Here is a 20,171-nt window from a genome sequence, read left to right on the forward strand (position 1 = left end):
CCATGATCACCATCCAGCTGAAGTTTTTCGCCTCCCTGCGCGAGGCCCTGGGCGCCGAGCAGGCGCTGAGCCTGCCGGCCGGCAGCAGCATCTCCGCCGCGCGCGCGGCGCTGGTCGCGCGGGGCGAGCCCTTTGCCGGCAAACTGGCGCAGGGCAGGGCGGTGCGCGTTGCGCTGAACCAGCAACTGGCCGAAGAGTCCGCCTTGCTGTCGGACGGGGATGAACTGGCGTTTTTCCCGCCGGTCACCGGTGGCTGAGGCCATGCCGCGCGTCAGCATCCAGACCGAAGACTTCGACCTGAGCGCCGAAGTGGCCGCCTTGCGCGCCGGCCTGGCGGGCGTGGGCGCGGTGGTCAGCTTTGTTGGCACGGTGCGGGACCGCAACGACGGCGCAGCAGTCAGCGCCATGACGCTGGAACACTATCCCGGCATGACCGAAAAAGCCATCGAGGCCATGGTCGACCAGGCTGTGGCCCGCTTTGGTTTGCTGGCGGCGCGCGTGGTGCACCGCGTGGGCCCGCTGTTGCCGCTGGACCAGATCGTGCTGGTTGCGGTCGCTGCGTCGCATCGGGGTGATGCATTCCAGGGCTGCGAATTCCTGATGGACTACCTGAAGACCCAGGCCCCGTTCTGGAAGAAGGAAGACACGCCGCAAGGCAGCCGATGGGTGGACGCCCGCGTGGCGGACGACGCGGCGCTGGCGCGCTGGGGCATCGCAGCTGGCAACGCCGCGGGCGAGGCGCCCGCGTCATGACGCCAACGTTGTTGCAGGCCCTGGCGGTGGCCATCGGCTCGGCCGTTGGTGCGCTCGCGCGCTGGGGCGCGGCGCTGTGGCTGAACGGCAGCTGGGGCGGCTTCCCGCTGGGCACGCTGTTTGTCAACTGCGTGGGCGGCTTGCTGATCGGCTTTGCGCTGGTCTGGTTCGCGCGCTCGCCGGACGAGTTGTTGCGATTGCTGCTGGTGACCGGCGTGCTGGGCGGCTTCACCACTTTTTCATCCTTCTCCGGCGAGTCGCTGGGCCTGTTGCAGCGTGGCCAGTTCGGCATGGCGCTGCTGCATTCGGCGGCGCACCTGTTCGGCGCGCTGGCCTGCGCGGCCGCCGGCTTCGGCATCGGCCGGCTGGTGCTGCGCTGAGCAGGGCATGGCGGCCCTGCTGAAGGTCGGCGAACTCGCCAGGCGCGCCGGCCTCACGGTGCGCACGCTGCACCACTACGACAGCATCGGCCTGCTGCGCCCGTCGGCCCGTGCCGAAAACGACTACCGGCTCTACAACCAGGACGACGTGGCGCGGCTGCATGCCATCCAGGCGCTGCAGGGCCTGGGGCTGACGTTGGAGGAAGTCGGCCGGCTGCTGGCGGAAGACGGCGCCCGGATGCCTCAGATCATCGAGCGCCAACTACTGGCCCTGCAGCAGCAGATCCGCCAGGCACAGGCGCTGCAGCAGCGGCTGGAGCTGATGCAGCAGCGCTTCCGCGAAGGGCAGGGTCCGGAACTGGACGAGCTGCTGATCACGTTGCAGATGATGACGGTCTGCGACGCGCATTTCAGTCCGGCCGAAACGCGGCGCATCTTCGCCCGCTGGCCCAGCGTGGCAACCGACTGGTGGCAGCTGATCGCCGAAATCCAGGAGGTGATGGACCGCGGCGTTGACCCACTGGACCCGCAGGTGCAGCCGCTGGCCCAGCGCTGGATGACGCTGATGCGCGACTGGATGCAGGGCGATTTCGACATGATGGAGCGCTGGGGCCGGGCCTATCACAGCGACCCTGGCCTGCAGCGCGGTGGTGGCCCGTCGCTGGCGATGGTGCAGTTCATCGAGCCGGCGGTGCAGCTGCGGCTGTCGCTGATGCTGCGCTACCTCAGCGAAGACGACTTGCGCCAGCTGGGCCATGTGCCGCGCGAGGCCTGGGCCCAGCTGGCCAGCGACGCGCGGGGCCTCATGGACGCCAAGGCCGCGCCTGGCAGCGAGCCCGTGAGGGCATTGGCGCGCCGCTGGTTCGAGCTGTCGCACCAGGCAACCGGCGGCGATGCGAAGCTGCGCGACCGCTTGCGCCAGGCCTTCGAGGCCGAGCCGCTGCTGCAACTGGGCGGCCCGCTGACGCCCGAGCTGCGCGCCTTCCTGAACCAGGCCGTGCCCGACGGGGCTTGACCCTCACGCCACGTCAGGCCGGAAAGTCGCGGCCATGACAAGTCCAACACTCCCGCCTTCCGCCGCGCCCACGCCGCGACAAGCGCTGCTGCGCGACCACAACTTCCGCTGGATGCTCAGCGGCGGCCTGATCTCGATGCTGGGCGACCAGTTCACCCTGATCGCCTTGCCCTGGCTGGTGCTGCAGATGACGGCTGACACACGTGTGCTGGGCATCGTGCTGGCCATGCTGGGCGTGCCGCGGGCGCTGTTCATCCTGATCGGCGGCGCCTTCGTGGACCGCCATTCGCCCAAGCAGGTGATGATGGTCACCAAGTACGTCAACACCGCGCTGCTGGGCACGCTGGCAGGCATGGTCTGGACGGGCACGCTGAACCTGCCCTGGCTGTATGCCTTGTCGCTGGGCATCGGCCTGGCCACGGCTTTCAGCATCCCGGCTGGCACGTCCATGCTGCCGCAGGTCGTCAAGCGGGAATGGCTGCAGCCGGCCAACAGCGTGATGCTGGGCCTGCGCCAGCTGACGATGTTCGCCGGCCCGCTGCTGGCCGGGCTGATGATTGCCGTGCTGGGCACCGGCCATGAGGCGGGCGCGCTGACGGATGCACGCGGTCTCGCGGCCGCGTTTGCGCTCGACGCCTTCAGCTTCGCCATCACCATCTGGACGCTGCGCAAGGTGCACATGCTGGGCGGCAAGCCGGCCATGCCGGCAGGGGCCTCGGTGCTGGGTGCGGTGGCCGACGGGCTCAAGTCCTTCTGGCGGGATGTGCAGCTGCGCACCTGTTTGCTGTACTGGTCCGCCGTAGCTTTGCTGATCAGCGGGCCGGTGCAGATTGCATTGCCAGTGCTGGCCAAGGAACAAGCGCAACTGGGGGCCGCAGCGCTGGGCAGCATGATGGCCGCACACGGTGCCGGCACGCTGCTGGGCATGGGCCTGGCCGGCGCCAAGCCGCACTGGCGGCTGCGCAGCCTGGGGCTGACGCTGCTGGCGGTTGACGCGCTGGTGGGGCTGCTGTTCATGCCCATGGGCAGCATCACCGCCGCCTGGCAGGGCGCAGGGCTGCTGCTGCTGATCGGCGCGCTGGGCGGCTTCATGCAGGTGGCCGTGTTCACCTGGATCCAGCGCCGCGTGCCGCCGGCCATGCTGGGCCGGGCGATGAGCCTGTTCATGTTCATCTTCATGGGCCTGGCGCCGGTCTCGGCCGCGGCCACCGGTTGGCTGCTGCGCGCGGTGCCGCTGAATGCGCTGTTCCTGGGGGGCGGCGGGCTGCTGGTCGCTGTGGTCGGCGTGGCGCTGCTGGCCACGCCGATGCGCAACGTGAACGACGGGCCCGCGGCCGGTTGAGAGCACCCCCAGACCCGACGCCTCGCGCCAGGTCCCCCGAGGGGGTCAAGGAAACTTGGGGCGGCCCTGCGTTCCCTTGAGAGCCGGTGCAGAGTGCCGCGGGTTTGGCGATGCGGCGAAGTCCCTGGCGAGGAAAATGAGGGTAAACGCCTTACCATCGCGGTCTGATGTTGATGGAACGGCTGATCGATCCCCTGGACCTGCGCCACGCGCTGGGCCGTTTTGCCACGGGCGTGACCATCGTCACCTGCCGCGACGCCGCCGGCCGCGCGGTCGGGCTGACGGCGAATTCGTTCAATGCGCTGTCGCTGGATCCGCCGCTGGTGCTGTGGTCGCTGCGCAGCGGCAGCCCGAACCGGCCGATCTTCGAGCAGGCCTCGCACTTTGCGATCAATGTGCTGGGCCAAGGGCAGATGGAGCTTTCGCGCCGCTTTGCCACGCCGCACGCGGACCGGTTTGCCGAAGGCCTCTGGCACGACGGCCCCGGCGGCGTGCCGCTGCTGGAAGGCGCGCTGGCAAACTTTTCCTGCCAGCTGCACAGCGCACAGGAAGCCGGTGACCATGTGCTGTTCATTGGCAGGGTGCTGGCGCTGCAGCATCATGCTGGCGCGCCGCTGGTGTTCCAGTCGGGTCACTACCGGGCGGTGGGCGAGCCGCTGTAGCCAGGGCGTGATCCGGCGCTGGCCTTGATGCAGCGCAAGCCGTGAGTGCGGGCTTTGCCATCGAATGCTGGCAGACCCGCGACGGGACTTGAAAACAGGGCGTCTTTGCCCCATGTCCGTACGCAATTGGAGGTCATTCCCATGCGTCTCGACAAACTCACCACTGCATTCCAACAGGCGCTCGCCGAGGCCCAGAGCCTGGCCGTGGCGCGCGACAACCCCTACATCGAGCCAGCCCACGTGCTGGCCGCCATGCTCGCCCAGCCCGATGGCCCCAAGGCCTTGCTGGACCGGGCCGGCGCCAACACCGCGGCGCTGCGCACCGCAATGGAAACGGCGATCAACGGCCTGCCCAGCGTGCAGGGCCGTGACCAGCAGGTCCAGGCCGGCCGCGAGCTGGTGCAACTGCTGCAGCAGGCCGACAAGGAGGCCATGCAGCGCGGCGACCAGTTCATCGCCAATGAAATGTTCCTGCTGGCGCTGGCCGATGCGAAGAACGACATCGGCGGCATCGTGCGCGGCCACGGGCTGACGCGCAAGGCACTCGAAGCCGCGATCACCGCAGTGCGCGGCGGCCAGACGGTCGATTCGGCCGAGGCCGAAGGCCAGCGCGAGGCGCTGAAGAAGTACACGCTGGACCTCACCGAACGCGCCCGCCAGGGCAAGCTGGACCCGGTGATCGGCCGTGACGACGAGATCCGCCGCGCGATCCAGGTGCTGCAGCGCCGCAGCAAGAACAACCCGGTGCTGATCGGCGAACCCGGCGTGGGCAAGACGGCCATCGTCGAAGGCCTGGCGCAGCGCATCGTCAACGGCGAAGTGCCCGAGACCCTGAAGAACAAGCGTGTGCTGGTGCTGGACATGGCCGGCCTGCTGGCCGGTGCCAAGTACCGCGGCGAGTTCGAGGAACGGCTGAAGGCGGTGCTGAAGGAAGTCTCGCAGGACGAAGGCCGCATCATCCTGTTCATCGACGAGCTGCACACCATGGTGGGCGCCGGCAAGGCTGAAGGCGCGATGGACGCCGGCAACATGCTCAAACCCGCGCTGGCGCGCGGTGAATTGCATTGCATTGGCGCCACCACGCTGGACGAATACCGCAAGTACGTCGAGAAGGACGCTGCGCTGGAGCGCCGTTTCCAGAAAGTGCTGGTGGGCGAGCCCACCGTGGAGGCGACCATCGCCATCCTGCGCGGCCTGCAGGAGAAGTACGAGGTGCACCATGGCGTGGAGATCACCGACCCGGCCATCGTCGCCGCGGCCGAGCTCAGCCACCGCTACATCACCGACCGTTTCCTGCCCGACAAGGCCATCGACCTGATCGACGAGGCTGCGGCCAAGATCAAGATCGAGATCGACTCCAAGCCCGAGGTCATGGACCGGCTGGACCGCCGCATGATCCAGCTGAAGATCGAGCGCGAGGCGATGAAGAAGGAGCACGACGAGGGCTCGCAGAAGCGCCTGGCGCTGATCGAGGAAGAGCTGCTGAAGCTGCAGCGCGAGTACAACGACCTCGAAGAGATCTGGACCGCGGAGAAGGCTGCTGCGCAAGGCTCGGCCCACCTGAAGGAAGAGATCGACCGCATCAAGTTCCAGATCGAGGAATTGAAGCGCAAGGGTGACTTCAACAAGGTGGCCGAGCTGCAGTACGGCAAGCTGCCGGAGCTGGAGAAGAAGCACAAGGAAGCGCAGGCCACAGAGACCGGCAAGGCGCAGGGTGCGAAGGACGGCAGCGGCCGGCCACAGTTGCTGCGCACCATGGTTGGCGCCGAAGAGATCGCCGAAGTGGTGGCACGCGCCACCGGCATCCCGGTTGCCAAGCTGATGCAGGGCGAGCGCGACAAGCTGCTGCAGATGGAAACCAAGCTGCACGAGCGCGTGGTCGGCCAGGACGAGGCCATCGTCGCGGTGGCGGATGCCATCCGCCGTTCGCGTGCCGGCCTGTCCGACCCGAACCGGCCGCTGGGCAGCTTCCTGTTCCTGGGGCCCACCGGCGTGGGCAAGACCGAGCTGTGCAAGGCGCTGGCCGGCTTCCTGTTCGACAGCGAGGACCACATGGTGCGCATCGACATGAGCGAGTTCATGGAGAAGCACTCGGTGAGCCGGTTGATCGGCGCGCCGCCGGGCTATGTGGGCTACGAGGAAGGTGGCACGCTGACCGAGGCCGTGCGGCGCAAGCCTTACAGCGTGCTGCTGCTCGACGAAGTGGAGAAGGCCCACCCGGACGTGTTCAACGTGCTGCTGCAGGTGCTGGACGATGGCCGGCTGACCGACGGCCAGGGTCGCACCGTGGACTTCAAGAACACCGTCATCGTGATGACCAGCAACCTTGGCTCGCACATGATCATGCAGATGCAGGGTCAGGACCCGGAACTGATCCGCGAGGCGGTGTGGGGCGAGGTCAAGGCGCACTTCCGGCCGGAGTTCCTCAACCGCATCGACGAGACCGTGGTCTTCCATGCGCTGGACGAGAAGAACATCGCCGCCATTGCCAAGATCCAGCTGCAAGGCCTGGATGCACGGCTGGCCAAGATGGACATGAAGCTGGAAGTCTCGGAAGCGGCGCTGGCGGAGATTGCCAAGGTCGGCTTCGACCCCGTCTTTGGCGCCCGGCCGCTGAAGCGCGCGATCCAGCAGCGCATCGAGAACCCGGTCGCCAAGCTGATCCTGCAAGGCCGCTTCGGCCCGAAGGATGTGGTGCCGGTGGACGTGGAAGACGGCCAGTTCAACTTCGGCCGCGTGGTGCACTGAGCGCTCCGCGCTTGCGCTGAATCAGCCAGCGGCCCTGCTGCCGGCTGCGACAAGCGTGCGTCCCTAGAATGGGCGCACGCTTTTTTCATGGGCGAAGCCTGAAGCCCGCCCTTTGCTGCACACACCATGTCCCAAGCTTCTGCGGCTGCGGCCGGCATTTCGCCTTTTCCTGTCAACGGCGAGCTGCCGGTGGTCATCGTCGGGGCCGGCCTGGCCGGGCTCACGGTGGCACTGCACCTGGCCGAGCAAGGCCAGCCCGTTGTGGTGCTGGCCAAGCGTGACCTGGGCGAGGGCGCCACGGCCTGGGCCCAGGGCGGCATCGTCGGCGTGCTCGGTTCGGACGACAGCGTCGAGTCCCATGTGCGCGACACGCAGGACGCCGGCGCCGGCCTGGTCGCCGAAGACACCGCGCGTTTCATTGCCGAGCACAGCGCCCGCGCCGTGGGCTGGCTGGTGGAGCAGGGCGTGCCGTTTTCGCCGGACCCGGACGGCCCGCTGGGCCTGCACCTGACGCGTGAAGGCGGCCACGCGGTGCGCCGCATCGCCCACGCGGCAGACGCCACCGGCAAGGCCATCCACGAATCGCTGCTGGGCCGTGCCCGCGCGCATCCGCTGGTGGACCTGCGCGCGCGCTGGATGGCGGTCGACCTGATCACCAACCGCCACCTGAAGCAGTCCGAAGGCAGCGCGCCGCGTTGCCACGGCATCTACGCGCTGGACATTGACACCCAGCGGGTCGAGACGCTTCCGGCCCGTGCCGTGGTGCTGGCCACCGGCGGTGTCGGCAAGGTCTATCGCTATACCAGCAACCCAGACACCGCCACCGGCGACGGCATCGCGATGGCCTGGCGCGCTGGCTGCCGTGCCGCCAACATGGAGTTCATCCAGTTCCACCCGACCTGCCTCTACCACCCGCAGGAGCGCAGCTTCCTGATCACCGAGGCCATGCGCGGTGAAGGTGCGGTGCTGCGGCTGCCGGGCGTGCCGTCGGAAGAATCACCCTGGGGCGCACGCTTCATGGCGGCGCACGACGAGCGGCTGGAACTCGCGCCGCGCGACATCGTCGCCCGCGCGATCGACTTCGAGATGAAGAAACACGGCGTGGACCACGTCTGGCTGGACGCGACCCACCTCGGCGAGGCCTTCCTGAAGGAACACTTCCCCAACATCCACGCCCGCTGCCTGACGCTGGGCATCGACATCGCCAAGCAGCCCATCCCCGTGGTGCCCGCCGCGCACTACACCTGCGGCGGCGTGGTGACCGATCTGTCCGGCCGGGCCGACGTGCCGGGCCTGTTCGCCGTCGGCGAAGCCACCTACACCGGCCTGCACGGCGCCAACCGCCTGGCCAGCAACTCGCTGCTCGAATGCGTGGTCATCGGCCAGACCTGCGCCAGGGCCATACTGGAGGACGCAGTGCCGAAAGTACCCAAGCTGCCCGCCTGGGACGAGAGTCTGGTCGAAAACGCCGACGAGCAAGTCGTCATCTCCCACAACTGGGACGAACTGCGCCTGTTGATGTGGAACTACGTCGGCATCGTCCGCACCACCAAGCGGCTGGAGCGGGCACTGCACCGCATCAAGCTGCTGAAGGACGAGATCGAGGACTACTACGCCAACTTCCGCGTCAACCGCGATCTTCTGGAACTGCGCAACCTCGTCGTCTGCGCCGAACTCATCGTGCGCTCAGCGCTGATGCGCCACGAAAGCCGCGGCTTGCACTACAGCCGCGATTTCCCGGCGACGCTCCCGGTGAGTTTTCCGACGGTGCTGACGAGGAAGGCGAAGAGCCGGTCCTGAGGGGTCAGCGCCGCGCTCGCATGGCGTTGCGGGCCTGCACGAAACCATAGGCGAACTCCACGGCTTCCATCACCGCGCGCTCGGATTCCGTCCGCTCGTGCTCGGTCTGGAAGAACGCCAGGTCCACGTCGTGGCGGATGTAGCGCGGGGGCAGGCGGTTCAAGGCGACGCAGGCGATGTCGGCGAGCACGTCGTCGTTGTCCTGCAGGTGGGGGAAGTGTTGGGACTGTTCCCGCACCGTCGAGAACACGGCTTTTTCGTAGAAGTTGTGGATCGACGCGATGTCCATGACCAGTGCGCCGGCGGCATGGCCGGGCGAGCAGACTGCAATGCGCCCAGTGTGCCGCCGGGTTCGCACCGGTGGAGGGGGGCTCCGCTGTACCAGATGCCGGATTGACGCAGCATTTCACGGCCACGCCCCAGTCGCGCCCCTATAGTGCGCGCATCCGGCCAGTGCCCTGCCTGGCCTTCTTCCTCATGGCTTCGCCACAGCGTTTCACGGAGACCCGATGCCCGCGCCGATCGAGTTCTATTTCGACTTTTCCTCGCCTTACGGCTACCTCGCGTCCGAGTTGATCGATGCGATTGCCGAGCGTCACGGCCGCAATGCGATCTGGCATGCCATCGTGCTGGACGCGACCTACCAGTCGCAGGACCGCATCCGCATCCCCACGCACATGATGCGCAGCGAGTACGTGATGCGCGACGTGGAGCGCTCGGCCGGCTACTACGGCCTGCCGTACAAGGCGCCGGCGCACCCCAGCCTGCATACCGAGCTTGCAGCCCGTGTGTTCCAGTGGCTGGGCGACCGCCAGCCGCAGCAGGCACGCGACTTCGCGCACGGCGTGTTCCGCGCGCTGTTCACCGAGGACCGCAACATCGCCGATGCCGCGGTGCTGCAGGAATTGGCCACCAAGGCCGGCATGTCCGAGGCGGACTTCCACACGGTGCAGACCGACGGTACGACCAAGACGCGCCTGAAGGCCGAGATCGACGTGGCCCAGGCCCGCGGCGTTTTCGGCTCGCCGTTCTTCATCGTCGAAGGTGAGCGCTTCTGGGGTGTGGACCGCTTGCCGCAACTGGAGCGGTGGTTGGAAAAAGGGCCGTATTGACGACCACCCCTACGCGATTCGCGCGCCCCTCCAGGGGCACCACCAGCGGACCGGCGGAGCCGGATCCGCGGCGGTTGCTGGGTTGGATCAGGCAGCGAGGGGGCTTGCGCGTTTTGCCTTGGCTTTTGCCACTGCGTCGAGTTGCGGGCCTTGTGCTGGAGCGGCCGATCGGAGCGACGCCACGTCGACAGCGTCCAGGATCTCGATCTGGTGCTCGGCCAACAGACGCTTTCCGACCTGGCTATGGGCCAGCTTGTAGATGCGCTGAAGCTTGCGGCCCAACCTGTCTTCCGATGCGGGGTCGCGGGCGAGTTTCATCAACGCGGCCTTGGCCACCTGGATGGCCCAGGTGGCCTGGGTCAGCACATGCGGCCCTTTCTCGTCGAACAGGCCGACGGCGTTTTGAACCCTCGACTCCAGCACATCGAACGGTTCCATCACCTTAATGAACTTGTCCTGGCGCCACTCCACCTGCACGCTGTCCTTGATCACATTGGCCGTGAACTCGCCGGATTTCTTCAGGCCGCTGATGGTGTAGAGCTGGTGCAGGACATCGATGTTCCGCTCCTTGCCTTCGCCCACAGGCAGCCGCAGCTGCGCCACGATGGCGGTGCGGCTGGTCTTTTTTGGCACTTCCACCCGCGCTTTCAACGCCAGCGCCAGGTCATGCGCCAGCGCAAGCTTGCCGAGTGCATCGCCGTCGTTGGAGACCATGGCGCCTTCGGAACGGATCTTGAACCGGTCCATCCAGAAGGCCAGTGCCTGCCCACCGACAAGGACCAGCTCGGTCCCCATGCTGGACAGGAAAAGGTCGATGGTTGCCTGATCGAGTGGTGCCTCGTCCGGCGGAAGCTGCGGATCGGTGCCCACCCTGGGGGAGTCAGTAGGGCGAGTCGATGAGGCGCAGGTTCCTGGCTTTGCCGCCAGCGAACCAACTCAGTTGATCACCTGACAGCCGACCTGATCGGACGTTCTCCAGGTCGAGTGCCTGCCTGGATCGTTTGAACGCCCACAGTGCTGCGTCGCCAGCCTCCGCTTTTCCCTGTTTTGCCATGCCGGCCTGCAGCAGTTCGCTCAACTGTGCCACGGACATGCCAGACGCCTCTAACGCAGCACCGATGCGCGCCCAATGTTCGACCTGCTGTGCGGCAGAGCGCGACATCAGTGTGCCTTGTTCCTGAGCGGTACGGAAAAGCTCGGCGCCGATGCGGATGGAGTTGGAGTTCATCGTCAGATCCGTGGCAGTTTGTGGCATTCTGCCACCGAGGGATGCCGGCATCCAGCAGCCGAATAGGGCCAAGCGCCAACGAAAAAGGGGCCACGAAGGCCCCCGTCATGTAGCGCACCGCAGGCTTCTCAGCCTCCCAAGCTCCCCAATACCCGCATCGAATAGTCCGTCGCCTGCACGTCCTTGGTCAGCTTGCCGATGGAGATGCGGTCGACGCCGGTGGTGGCGATGTCGCGCAGGCCTTCGAGGGTGATGCCGCCGGAGGCTTCGAGCAGGGCGCGGCCGGCGGTGAGGGCCACGGCTTCGCGCATCTGGCTGGGGGTGAAGTTGTCCAGCAGCACGCTGGTGGCGCCGGCGGCCAGGGCTTCAGCCAGCTGGGCCAGGGTTTCGACCTCGATCTGGATGTCCACGCCGGCGTTCAGGGCCTTGGCGTTGGCCAGCACCGGCGCGATGCCGCCGGCTGCGGCGATGTGGTTTTCCTTGATCAGGATGCCGTGCCACAGCGCCAGGCGCTGGTTGGCGCCGCCCCCCACGCGCACCGCGTATTTCTGCGCCTGGCGCAGGCCTGGCAGGGTCTTGCGGGTGTCCAGCACCACGCAGCCGCGCGGGTTCGGCGAGGCGCCTTCGATGGCGTCGGCATGCCGGCGCGTGGTGGTGGCCACGGCCGAGAGTAGCTGCAGGAAGTTCAGGGCAGGGCGCTCGGCGGACAGCAGCGCGCGTGCGTCGGCTGCGATATCGACGACCGGCGTGTTGGCCACCATGCGCGCGCCTTCGGCGTAGTGCCAGTGCAGCGTGGCCTGCGGGTCCAGCGCTGCGAAACAGGCGTCGAACCAGTCGCGGCCGCAGAGCACGGCTTCTTCGCGCACGGTGACACGCGCTTCGACGCGGCGGCCTGCGGGCACGAGCAGGCTGGTCCAGTCGTTGGTGCCAATGTCTTCGAACAAGGCATCGCGCACATTGCGGGCGCGGGCCTCGTCCAAGGTCTCGTTATGGTCGAAAGTCATGTGTGCCCCTCGCTCGGCGAGTACGCCGCCCGATCCCCCGAGGGGATTGCGGGCCGGCTTGGGAGCGGCCCGGCGCTCGGCCCGCCCCTCGTGGTTGAAGTGATGTGCCTCAGGCGGCGCCGATGCCTTTGACAAGCCCCTGCACCTTGGGCGCGAGGGCGGAGGGGTTGGCCGCGACGAAGTCCAGCATGCGGTCGATGCAGCGCTTGGCTTGCAGGCCCAGCGCCGGTTCGACGTGGATTTCGCCCTGGCCTTGTTCCAGGCAGGCGATCACGCCGTCCAGCCCGTTCATCGCCATCCACGGGCAGTGCGCGCAGCTCTTGCAGGTGGCGGAGTTGCCGGCGGTGGGGGCTTCGATCAGCGTCTTGCCGGGCGCCAGCTGGCGCATGCGGTGCATGATCAGGTTGTCGGTCGCGACGATGTATTCGCTGGCCTTGCCGTTGATCACCGCGCTCAGCATCTGCGAGGTCGAGCCGATCACGTCGGCCAGCTTGACCACGGCTTCGGGCGACTCGGGGTGCACCAGCACCATCGCATCCGGGTGCTCGGCCTTCAGCAGTTCCAGCTCGGTGGCGCGGAACTCGTCGTGCACGATGCAGGCGCCGTTCCACAGCAGCATGTCGGCGCCGGTTTCGTTCTGGATGTAGCGGCCCAGGTGGCGGTCTGGCGCCCAGATGATCTTCTGGCCCTGGTCCTTCAGGTGCTTGACGATGGCCAAAGCGCAGGAGCTGGTGACCATCCAGTCGGCCCTGGCCTTCACGGCGGCGCTGGTGTTGGCGTAGACGACGACTTGCCGGTCCGGGTGCGCGTCGCAAAAGGCGGCGAAATCGTCTGGTGGGCAGCCGAGGTCCAGCGAGCAGGTGGCGTCCAGGTCGGGCATCAGCACGCGTTTGCCGGGCGACAGGATCTTGGCCGATTCGCCCATGAAGCGCACACCGGCGACGACCAGGGTCTGGCTCGCATGGTCACGGCCGAAGCGGGCCATTTCCAACGAGTCGGCCACGCAGCCACCGGTTTCGAGCGCCAGGTCCTGCAGGTCGCCGTCCACGTAGTAGTGGGCGACCAGGACCGCGTTGTGCGCTTTCAGCAGTGCGGCGGCGTGGGCCTTGCGCTCGGCGCGCTGTGACGCCGTCAGCGGCGGCGGCACCTTGGCCCAGGCGTGCATGGTGCAGCTGTCACCCTTGGCGTCTTGCCGGGTGTAGTCGAAGAGTACTTCGTTCATTTTTGCATTTTAGTACGTGGCTTTGCCGGCAAGGCATGTGGGGACATGCAGCTTTGCCCAGCGCTGCTCGTGGCTATGCGAAGGCGAAGAATTGGCTTGGGGGCATGCCGACGGCGCGTTTGACCATGGCCGTAAAGGCACTCGGGCTGGCATAACCCAGCTCGGCGGCGATGAGTCGCATCGGATGCTTGCGCGCTGCCAGCGAAAGCGCGTGGCCCAGCAGCAACTGCTGGCGCCATTGCGAATAGCTGCTGCCGAGCTGATCCTTGAACAGCCGGGCCAGCGTGCGTGGGCTGATGGCGGCTTGCCTGGCCCAGCCTTCGAGGTCGGCATGGCGCATCGGCTCGGCCAGCATGGCTTCGCAGAGCTGGCGCAAACGCTTGTCCTGCGGCAACGGCAGGCCCAGCGGCACGGCGGGTGCGCGGCGCAGTTCGTCCAGCAGCAGTGTGGCAATGGCGTGTTCGCGTGCCACGTCGTCTGGCGGGCGCGGCGGCGGTTCGCCTGGACGCAACGGGTCCGCTTCCACCGCCAGTTGCAGCACCAACTCGCGTAGCAGCGGCGTGACTTCCAGCACCCGGCAGCCGTGCCAGGGTGAGTCAACGGCGCTTCTGTGCAACCGGGCAATGGCGCTCGGGTCCATGTAGACGGTGCGCAGGTCGGCCTGCTGCACGGCAGTCACGCTGTGAACCGTGCCCGGCGGAATCCACACCGCGCGCGAAGGCGGCAGCAAATAGGTGCTGTCGCTGGCATGCCCACGTGCGCCGATGCGCACCGCGCCGTCGACCGAAAACACCAGCTGGCCCCAGGTGTGCGAATGCGGCTGGATGTCCATGTGATGCGCCATGCGGCGCGCCTTGGCGCGCAGCGGGCGCTCGGAGCTGGGCGCGTAGCGGCGCGGGTCCAGCGGCGGCACGCTGGCGCGAACGGGCGGGGCAGCCTGGTTTGGCATGAATTCGACAGATGTTGGCGAACTATCGTAACCCTGACGCCAGCACCCTGCCTACAGTGCCGCCATGACGACGACCACGACGAACCCCCGCCTGCCGCTGTCGGCCGAAGAGACGGCCAGACGCAGCGCCGACGTGCGCACCATCAGCCTGATCGGCCTGGCGCACGGCACTTCGCACTTCTTCCACCTGCTGCTGCCACCGCTGTTCCCGCATTTCATCCGCGAGTTCGGCCTGAGCTATTCGGAAGTCGGCCTGCTGGTGACGGTGTTCTTCGTCATCTCCGGCGTCGGCCAGGCGCTGTCGGGCTTTCTGGTGGACCGCACCGGCGCGCGGCCCATCCTGTTCGCGGCCATCGGCTGTTTTTTCCTGGCCTCGGTGCTGGCCGGATTTGCCGGCGGCTTTGGCGGGCTGATGGCCGCTGCGGCGCTGGCCGGCCTGGGCAACGCGCCGTTCCATCCGGTCGACTTCACGATCCTGAACAAGCGCGTTTCGTCGGCGCGCCTGGGCCATGCGTTCTCGGTGCACGGCATCAGCGGCAACCTGGGCTGGGCGGTGTCGCCGGTGTTCCTGATCGGCCTGACGGAGGCCTTCGGCTCGGTGCGTGCGGCCTATGCCGGCACGGCGTTGCTGGCGCTGGCCGTCATGGCCATCCTGTACCTCAATCGCGATGCGCTGGATGACCGCCAAGGGAGCTGGGGCCATGAGAAGGCTGGTGCTGCAGCGGCACCGGTCGAGCATCCGATGGCCTTCCTGAAGCTGCCTTCGGTGTGGCTGTGCTTCTCGTTCTTTTTCTTCACGACCGCGGCGCTGGCAGCGATCCAGAGCTTCGCCAGCCCGGCGCTGTCCACGCTGTACGGGCTGCCGCTGGGTGCCACGGCTTTTGTCGTCACCGGCTACATGCTGTGCGGCGCGGCCGGCATGGTGCTGGGCGGCTTCCTGGTCAACCGCTCGGAGCGGCTGGAGCGGCAGATCAGCCTGGCGATGAGCGGCGCGGCCGTGTTGTTGCTGCTGGCCGGCATTGGCTGGCTGCCACCGGTGGCCGCGGCCTGCGCGGCGGCGTTTGCAGGTTTTGGCACCGGCATTGCCGGCCCGTCACGCGACATGCTGATCAAGCGCGCCTCGCCGCCCGGCGCCACCGGTCGCGTCTACGGCACCGTGTATTCAGGCCTGGACACCGGCTTTGCGGTGGCCGCCCCCATCTTCGGCGCGCTGATGGACGGCGGCCACCCTCGCGGCATCTTCTTCGGTGCGGCCATTGCGCTGATGCTGGGCGTGGGCGCGGCCGGGCTGGTCGGCGTCACCCGGCGGCGCTGAGGCTCAGTTCACCGGGTGCAGCGGCCGGCCGTCGCGGGTGAAGCTGGCGACATTGGCCAGCGTGGTCTCGGCAATCGCCGTCAAGGCCTCGTGGGTGAAAAAGCCCTGGTGGCCGGTGATCAGCACGTTCGGGAAGGTCAGCAGCCGGGCGAACACATCGTCCTGCAGCGGCTGGTCTGACAGGTCTTCGAAGAACAGGTCCGCCTCTTCTTCGTAGACGTCCAGCCCCAGCGCGCCGATCTGGCCGGTCTTCAGCGCGTCGATCACCGCGGGGGTGTCGACAAGCGCGCCACGGCTGGTGTTGATGAGCATCACGCCCGGCCGCATCGCGGCAATGCTGCCGGCGTTGACCCAGTGGCGGGTGTCGGGCGTCAAGGGGCAGTGCAGCGTGATGAGGTCGGAGCGCGCGAGCAGCGTGGCGCGGTCTGCCTCCTCGGCGCCCAGCGCCAGGCATTCCGGGCTGGGCAGCGGGTCGTGCGTCAGCACCCGGCAGCCGAAGCCGCGCAGGATGCGCACCACGTTCACGCCGATTCGGCCGGTGCCGACCACGCCGACCGTCTTGCCGTGCAGGTCGAAGCCCATCAGCCCGTCGAGCATGAAGTTGCCTTCGCGCACCCGGTTGTAGGCGCGATGCAGGCGGCGGTTGAGCGCCAGCAGCAGCGCCAGCGTGTGTTCGGCCACGGCGTGCGGCGAATAGGCCGGCACGCGGCCAACGCTCAGGCCCAGTACCTTCGCTGCGGCCAGGTCCACATTGTTGAAGCCGGCGCAGCGCAATGCCACCAGGCGCACCTTGAGTGTTGCCAGGCGCTGCAGCACGGTGGCGTCCAGCTTGTCGTTGACAAAGACACACACGGCGTCTGCGCCATCGGCCAGCACGGCCGTGGCCGCCTCCAACCGCGGTTCCAAGTAGGTCAGCGTGAACCCGTGGCTGGCATTGGCCTGGTCCAGAAACCTGCGGTCGTAGGCGCGGCTGCTGAAAACGGTGATGTGCATCTGGCGCCCCCGTGCTCATGGAAGAGCCATCATGCGCCGTCAATTCATGCTGTGGATCATCTCGCGCACGCGGGGGTAGATCTGCTGCTGCCAGCGCTTGCCGCTGAACACGCCGTAGTGGCCCACGCCGAGCTGCACGTGGTGCTGCTTCATGTAAGGCTTGATGCCGGTGCAGAGGTCGTGTGCGGCAACGGTCTGGCCGATGGCGCAGATGTCGTCGCGCTCGCCTTCGACCGTGAAGAGCGCGGTTCGGCGGATGGCGGCGGGCTCCACCTTCTGGCCCTTGACCACCATCTCGCCCCTGGCCAGGTCGTAGGTCTGGAACACGCGCTCGACGGTCTCCAGGTAGAACTCGGCCGGCAGGTCGTTGACAGCGAAGTATTCCTCGTAGAAGGCCTGGGTGTGCGTGGCGCGGGGCAGGTCGCCGGCCAGCAGGTTCTTGTACAGGTCGATGAAGGCCTGGCGATGCCGGTCCGGGTTCATGCTCATGAAGGCGGTCAGCTGCACGAAGCCAGGGTAGACCTTGCGCATTGCACCCGGGTAGCGCCACGGCACGCGGGCGATCAGGTTCTTCTCGAACCACTCGATGGGCTTGCTGATCGCCAGCTCGTTGACACCGGTCGGGTTGATGCGGCAGTCCACAGGGCCGGCCATCAGCGTGAGGCTGCGCGGCTGGGCAATGTGCTCGCGCTGGGCCATCAAGGCCACGGCGGCCAGCGCCGGCACGCAGGGCTGGCAAACGGCCAGCACGTGCGCACCCGGGCCCAGCGTGGCGACGAACTCGATCACCTGCTCGACATAGTCGTCCAGCCCAAAAGCGCCTTCGGACAGCGGCACATGGCGTGCGTTGTGCCAATCGGTGATGAACACGTCGTGGTCGGCCAGCAGCGTGCGCACGGTGTCGGCCAGCAGCGTGGCGAAGTGGCCTGAGAGCGGTGCAACGACCAGCACGCGCGGCAGCTCGCTGCCGTTGCTGCCCAGGTCCGCGCGGCGGAAGTGCAGCAGGCTGCCGAACGGGCGCTTCAGCACCACCTCTTCGGTCACCGCCACCGGCTGCTCATGGCCGGGCGCACCCACCATGACCTTGGCGATGTCGAAGCCCGGCCGGTGGTGGGTCAGCCTGAGCCGGGCAAACACATCGAGGCTGGCCGCCAGCGGCTTGGTCAGCATCTCGGACCAGGGGTTCTGGAAGTGCGGCTGATTCAACCAGGACGTGGCCGCGCGAGCGGCCGTCTGCAGCGGCGCCAGGCAGTCGGTCTGCGCTTGGTAGGCGGAATACATCATGGTGTTGTGGGGCCGCGGTGAGAGGCCACTGGAAGCGAGCAAGGCAGAGGCAGCTCCGAGGCAAGGAACGGGCCACTCGCCTGTCGCCTGCGTGACAGTGTTGCGGGCGCCAAGCGGGTGTTTGCGAGGTGGGGCGGGCACAACGCTTGCGAGAACCTGTGCACACAACAGGAGCTGCATTCATGCCCAATGCCCCGGTGACGACCACGCTGACGCTCAGCAGCAAGAACTACTCGTCCTGGTCGCTGCGCGGCTGGCTGCTTGCGCGTTTCGCCGGCCTACCGTTCGAGGAAGTGCTGCTGTCGCCGGATGACCCGGGCGCCAAGGCCGAGATGCTGCTGCTGGCGCCGTCCATCCTCGTGCCCTGCCTGCGGCATCAGGGCGTGCAGGTGTGGGACACGCTGGCCATTGCCGAATACCTCAACGAGGTCAAGCCCAAGGCCGGGTTGCTGCCGGCAGACCGCGCGGCGCGGGCGCACTGCCGCGCGATCTGCGGCGAGATGCATTCGGGCTTCACCTCGTTGCGCTCGGCGCTGCCGATGAACCTGAAAGGTCACTTCAAGGGCTACAAGGTGTGGAGCCGCGCCCAGGCGGACATCGACCATGTGCTGGCCATCTGGCAGGACTGCCTGAGCCGCTACGGCGGCCCGTTCCTGTTTGGCGAGCAGCCCTGCATGGCCGACGCGATGTATGCGCCGGTGGTCACGCGGCTGCGCACTTACGACGTGAAGGTCAAGAACGCCGCCTGCGCCGCGTATTGCGACACCATTGCGAGCCTGCCCGAGATGAAGGAATGGACGGCTGCAGCGCTGCTGGAGCCGGAGGCCATCGACGAGCTGGAAGTGGAATTCTGAAGCTCAGACGCCCCAGCCCTTGGACTCGGGCACATCGCAGACCGGCGGCACGTCGATGGTCGTGAAGTCTGCAGGTCCGACCACTTCCAGGTATTCCATGTCCGGTGAGTAGTCGAACAGGTAGTGGCGCACGCCGGGCCGCTGGTGCACGCAGTCGCCCGCGCTGACCAGGGTTTCCTTGTCCTCGTACATGAAGCGGGCCCAGCCGCGCAACATGAGCACGATGTGGAACTCCGCCTCATGTCGGTGCCAGCCGGTGCCCTTTTCCGGGGCGTTGTGGGCAATGACCAGTTGCGCAATGACCTTGCCGCGGGTGGCTTCTGCAATGCCGAGGTCGCGGTAAAGGAAGAAGTCCCGCAGGCCATCGCCTCGGAAAGCCGTGTCGGGCGGCCTCACGTGTGAGAAGGCGGTGGCTGGGCTGCTGATCTCGGGCTGATCTGGCATGCGTGGCTCCCACGTAGGCACCGGAAATCCGGTACCTCTGGGCATGCAGGTTTCATTCCCGAGGCACACGGCCTCGGCAAGGTTTGTTACCGGCGCGCACCCACCAGCAGCACCACGCCGGCCAGCACCACGGCCACGGCCGACCACTCGAAGCCGGTCACCGTCTCGCCGCCAATGGCCACGCCCAGCAGCATCGCGATCACCGGGTTCACGAATGTGTAGCTGGACGCCAGCCCGGCAGGCGCCCGGGCCAGCAGCACCATGTAGGCATTGAAGGCGATCAGCGAGCCAAACACCACCAGGTAGGCCCAGGCGGCGATGGCGACAGGCTGCGGTGGCCACTGCGGCTGCTCGCCGGTCAGCAGCGAGAGCAGCAGCAGCACTGCGCCGCCGCAGATCATCTCGCTGGCAAAACCGCTTGCGCCCGGCGCCAGCGGCAGCCTGTGCTGGCTCAGCACGCTGCCGATGGACCAGGTCACACACGCCACCGTGATGGCGATCAGCCCTGCGGTGGACGACTGGAAGCCCGCCCCTTGCGTGAGCATCAGCACACCGACCAGGCCCACCGCGATGCCAGCCAGTTCCAGCTTGCCGGGCCGGATGCCGAACACCAGGTTCACCAGCGCAATCATCATCGGCACCACCGCGATGAAGGCCACCACCAGCCCGGAGCCGACCGAAACCTCGGCCACCGCCGTGCCGCCCATGCCGCCGCCCAGCATCAGCGCGCCGACGATCAAGGCATTGCGCCATTGCCTGGCGCTTGGCAGCGGCGTGCCGCGCCAGCGGGTCCAGGCCAGCAGCACGCCGCCCGCGACCAGGAAGCGCGTGCCCATCTGGAAATACGGCGGGAAGCTTAGCAGCGCGTATTTGATGACCAGGTAGGTCGAGCCCCAGACCAGCCAGGTGGCGGCGAGGCAGGCGAGGATCAGCGGGCTGAAGGTGGCACCGGCCGAGCGGGCAGGGGTGACGGTGGTGGTCGACATGCGCTCATCGTAGCGAGGCCGCGCGCCGCATTCGATGGGAAAGCCAAGGTCTGGTGCCGGGTGGGGTTTGGTTTTCAAGG

The 20,171-nt window shown here is 67.5% G+C and carries 21 protein-coding genes; 11 read left to right on the forward strand and 10 right to left on the reverse strand.

The genetic code is table 11. The features are described from left to right. Positions 1 to 2 precede the first annotated feature (2 nt). From moaD to nadB, 8 genes are all read left to right on the forward strand, one after another. Positions 3 to 257, forward strand: coding sequence for a molybdopterin converting factor subunit 1 (gene moaD, locus AC3WR5_RS32315; RefSeq protein WP_492489928.1), 255 nt, complete (start codon positions 3 to 5; stop codon positions 255 to 257). A gap of 4 nt (positions 258 to 261) precedes the next feature. Continuing rightward, the gene (locus tag AC3WR5_RS32320) at positions 262 to 753 is read left to right on the forward strand and encodes a molybdenum cofactor biosynthesis protein MoaE (RefSeq protein ID WP_492489875.1); all 492 of its coding nucleotides are present in this window, start codon (positions 262 to 264) and stop codon (positions 751 to 753) included. Next, entirely contained in the window at positions 750 to 1,133 is a 384-nt protein-coding gene (locus AC3WR5_RS32325; RefSeq protein ID WP_231012191.1) for a CrcB family protein, read from the forward strand. Before AC3WR5_RS32320 ends, AC3WR5_RS32325 begins: the two co-directional genes overlap by 4 nt. 7 nt (positions 1,134 to 1,140) lie before the next feature. Then, on the forward strand, positions 1,141 to 2,148 hold the full coding sequence (locus AC3WR5_RS32330) for a MerR family transcriptional regulator (RefSeq protein ID WP_492489876.1): 1,008 nt from the start codon (positions 1,141 to 1,143) through the stop codon (positions 2,146 to 2,148). Positions 2,149 to 2,182: 34 nt separating this feature from the next. Further along, positions 2,183 to 3,490, forward strand: a complete 1,308-nt coding sequence (locus tag AC3WR5_RS32335) for an MFS transporter (protein WP_492489878.1) — start codon at positions 2,183 to 2,185, stop codon at positions 3,488 to 3,490. Between the two features lie 167 nt (positions 3,491 to 3,657). Beyond that, the gene (locus AC3WR5_RS32340; RefSeq protein WP_492489879.1) at positions 3,658 to 4,152 is read left to right on the forward strand and encodes a flavin reductase family protein; all 495 of its coding nucleotides are present in this window, start codon (positions 3,658 to 3,660) and stop codon (positions 4,150 to 4,152) included. Between the two features lie 141 nt (positions 4,153 to 4,293). Continuing rightward, positions 4,294 to 6,900 carry an ATP-dependent chaperone ClpB gene (gene clpB / locus AC3WR5_RS32345; protein ID WP_141288930.1) on the forward strand — a complete coding sequence of 869 codons (2,607 nt, stop codon included), beginning with the start codon at positions 4,294 to 4,296 and terminating at the stop codon, positions 6,898 to 6,900. 126 nt (positions 6,901 to 7,026) lie between these two features. Then, positions 7,027 to 8,700 (forward strand): L-aspartate oxidase, encoded by a 1,674-nt coding sequence (gene nadB / locus AC3WR5_RS32350; protein WP_492489881.1) that lies wholly within the window; start codon positions 7,027 to 7,029, stop codon positions 8,698 to 8,700. Between the two features lie 4 nt (positions 8,701 to 8,704). On the opposite strand, the gene AC3WR5_RS32355 is transcribed toward nadB, so the two are convergent. Then, positions 8,705 to 8,989, reverse strand: coding sequence for a late competence development ComFB family protein (locus AC3WR5_RS32355; RefSeq protein WP_310733343.1), 285 nt, complete (start codon positions 8,987 to 8,989; stop codon positions 8,705 to 8,707). Between the two features lie 220 nt (positions 8,990 to 9,209). On the opposite strand from AC3WR5_RS32355, the gene AC3WR5_RS32360 reads away from it, so the two are divergent. Further along, positions 9,210 to 9,812: a 2-hydroxychromene-2-carboxylate isomerase gene (locus AC3WR5_RS32360; RefSeq protein ID WP_141288693.1), complete on the forward strand. Its 603-nt coding sequence runs from the start codon at positions 9,210 to 9,212 to the stop codon at positions 9,810 to 9,812. A gap of 87 nt (positions 9,813 to 9,899) precedes the next feature. On the opposite strand, the gene AC3WR5_RS32365 is transcribed toward AC3WR5_RS32360, so the two are convergent. The 5 genes from AC3WR5_RS32365 to AC3WR5_RS32385 form a co-directional block, all read right to left on the reverse strand. Continuing rightward, positions 9,900 to 10,682, reverse strand: a complete 783-nt coding sequence (locus tag AC3WR5_RS32365; protein ID WP_492489884.1) for a hypothetical protein — start codon at positions 10,680 to 10,682, stop codon at positions 9,900 to 9,902. A 10-nt stretch (positions 10,683 to 10,692) separates the two neighbouring features. Next, positions 10,693 to 11,040 carry a TA system antitoxin ParD family protein gene (locus AC3WR5_RS32370; protein WP_492489886.1) on the reverse strand — a complete coding sequence of 116 codons (348 nt, stop codon included), beginning with the start codon at positions 11,038 to 11,040 and terminating at the stop codon, positions 10,693 to 10,695. Positions 11,041 to 11,168: 128 nt separating this feature from the next. Then, a complete protein-coding gene (gene nadC, locus AC3WR5_RS32375; protein ID WP_492489888.1) occupies positions 11,169 to 12,044 on the reverse strand; it encodes a carboxylating nicotinate-nucleotide diphosphorylase in 876 nt (291 codons plus the stop codon). 109 nt (positions 12,045 to 12,153) lie between these two features. After that, positions 12,154 to 13,266: a quinolinate synthase NadA gene (gene nadA, locus AC3WR5_RS32380; protein WP_492489890.1), complete on the reverse strand. Its 1,113-nt coding sequence runs from the start codon at positions 13,264 to 13,266 to the stop codon at positions 12,154 to 12,156. 73 nt (positions 13,267 to 13,339) lie between these two features. Then, on the reverse strand, positions 13,340 to 14,215 hold the full coding sequence (locus tag AC3WR5_RS32385; RefSeq protein WP_492489891.1) for an AraC family transcriptional regulator: 876 nt from the start codon (positions 14,213 to 14,215) through the stop codon (positions 13,340 to 13,342). A 64-nt stretch (positions 14,216 to 14,279) separates the two neighbouring features. Between AC3WR5_RS32385 and AC3WR5_RS32390 the strand changes: the two genes are divergently transcribed. Then, positions 14,280 to 15,530 (forward strand): MFS transporter, encoded by a 1,251-nt coding sequence (locus tag AC3WR5_RS32390; protein WP_492489893.1) that lies wholly within the window; start codon positions 14,280 to 14,282, stop codon positions 15,528 to 15,530. Positions 15,531 to 15,533: 3 nt separating this feature from the next. Here AC3WR5_RS32390 and AC3WR5_RS32395 read toward each other — a convergent pair whose 3' ends face one another. Both AC3WR5_RS32395 and AC3WR5_RS32400 read right to left on the reverse strand, forming a co-directional pair. Then, a complete protein-coding gene (locus tag AC3WR5_RS32395; protein WP_492489894.1) occupies positions 15,534 to 16,523 on the reverse strand; it encodes a 2-hydroxyacid dehydrogenase in 990 nt (329 codons plus the stop codon). Between the two features lie 39 nt (positions 16,524 to 16,562). Continuing rightward, positions 16,563 to 17,807 (reverse strand): polyhydroxyalkanoate depolymerase, encoded by a 1,245-nt coding sequence (locus AC3WR5_RS32400; RefSeq protein WP_141284785.1) that lies wholly within the window; start codon positions 17,805 to 17,807, stop codon positions 16,563 to 16,565. Positions 17,808 to 17,989: 182 nt separating this feature from the next. Between AC3WR5_RS32400 and AC3WR5_RS32405 the strand changes: the two genes are divergently transcribed. Next, on the forward strand, positions 17,990 to 18,661 hold the full coding sequence (locus AC3WR5_RS32405; protein ID WP_492489896.1) for a glutathione S-transferase family protein: 672 nt from the start codon (positions 17,990 to 17,992) through the stop codon (positions 18,659 to 18,661). 3 nt (positions 18,662 to 18,664) lie between these two features. On the opposite strand, the gene AC3WR5_RS32410 is transcribed toward AC3WR5_RS32405, so the two are convergent. Together AC3WR5_RS32410 and yedA are read right to left on the reverse strand one after the other, a co-directional pair. Next, positions 18,665 to 19,087, reverse strand: a complete 423-nt coding sequence (locus tag AC3WR5_RS32410; RefSeq protein ID WP_492489929.1) for a cupin domain-containing protein — start codon at positions 19,085 to 19,087, stop codon at positions 18,665 to 18,667. Positions 19,088 to 19,191: 104 nt separating this feature from the next. Beyond that, positions 19,192 to 20,091 (reverse strand): drug/metabolite exporter YedA, encoded by a 900-nt coding sequence (gene yedA / locus AC3WR5_RS32415; RefSeq protein ID WP_492489898.1) that lies wholly within the window; start codon positions 20,089 to 20,091, stop codon positions 19,192 to 19,194. Positions 20,092 to 20,171 lie beyond the last annotated feature (80 nt).

Source organism: Ideonella sp. FW305-24 (genome assembly GCF_058788035.1).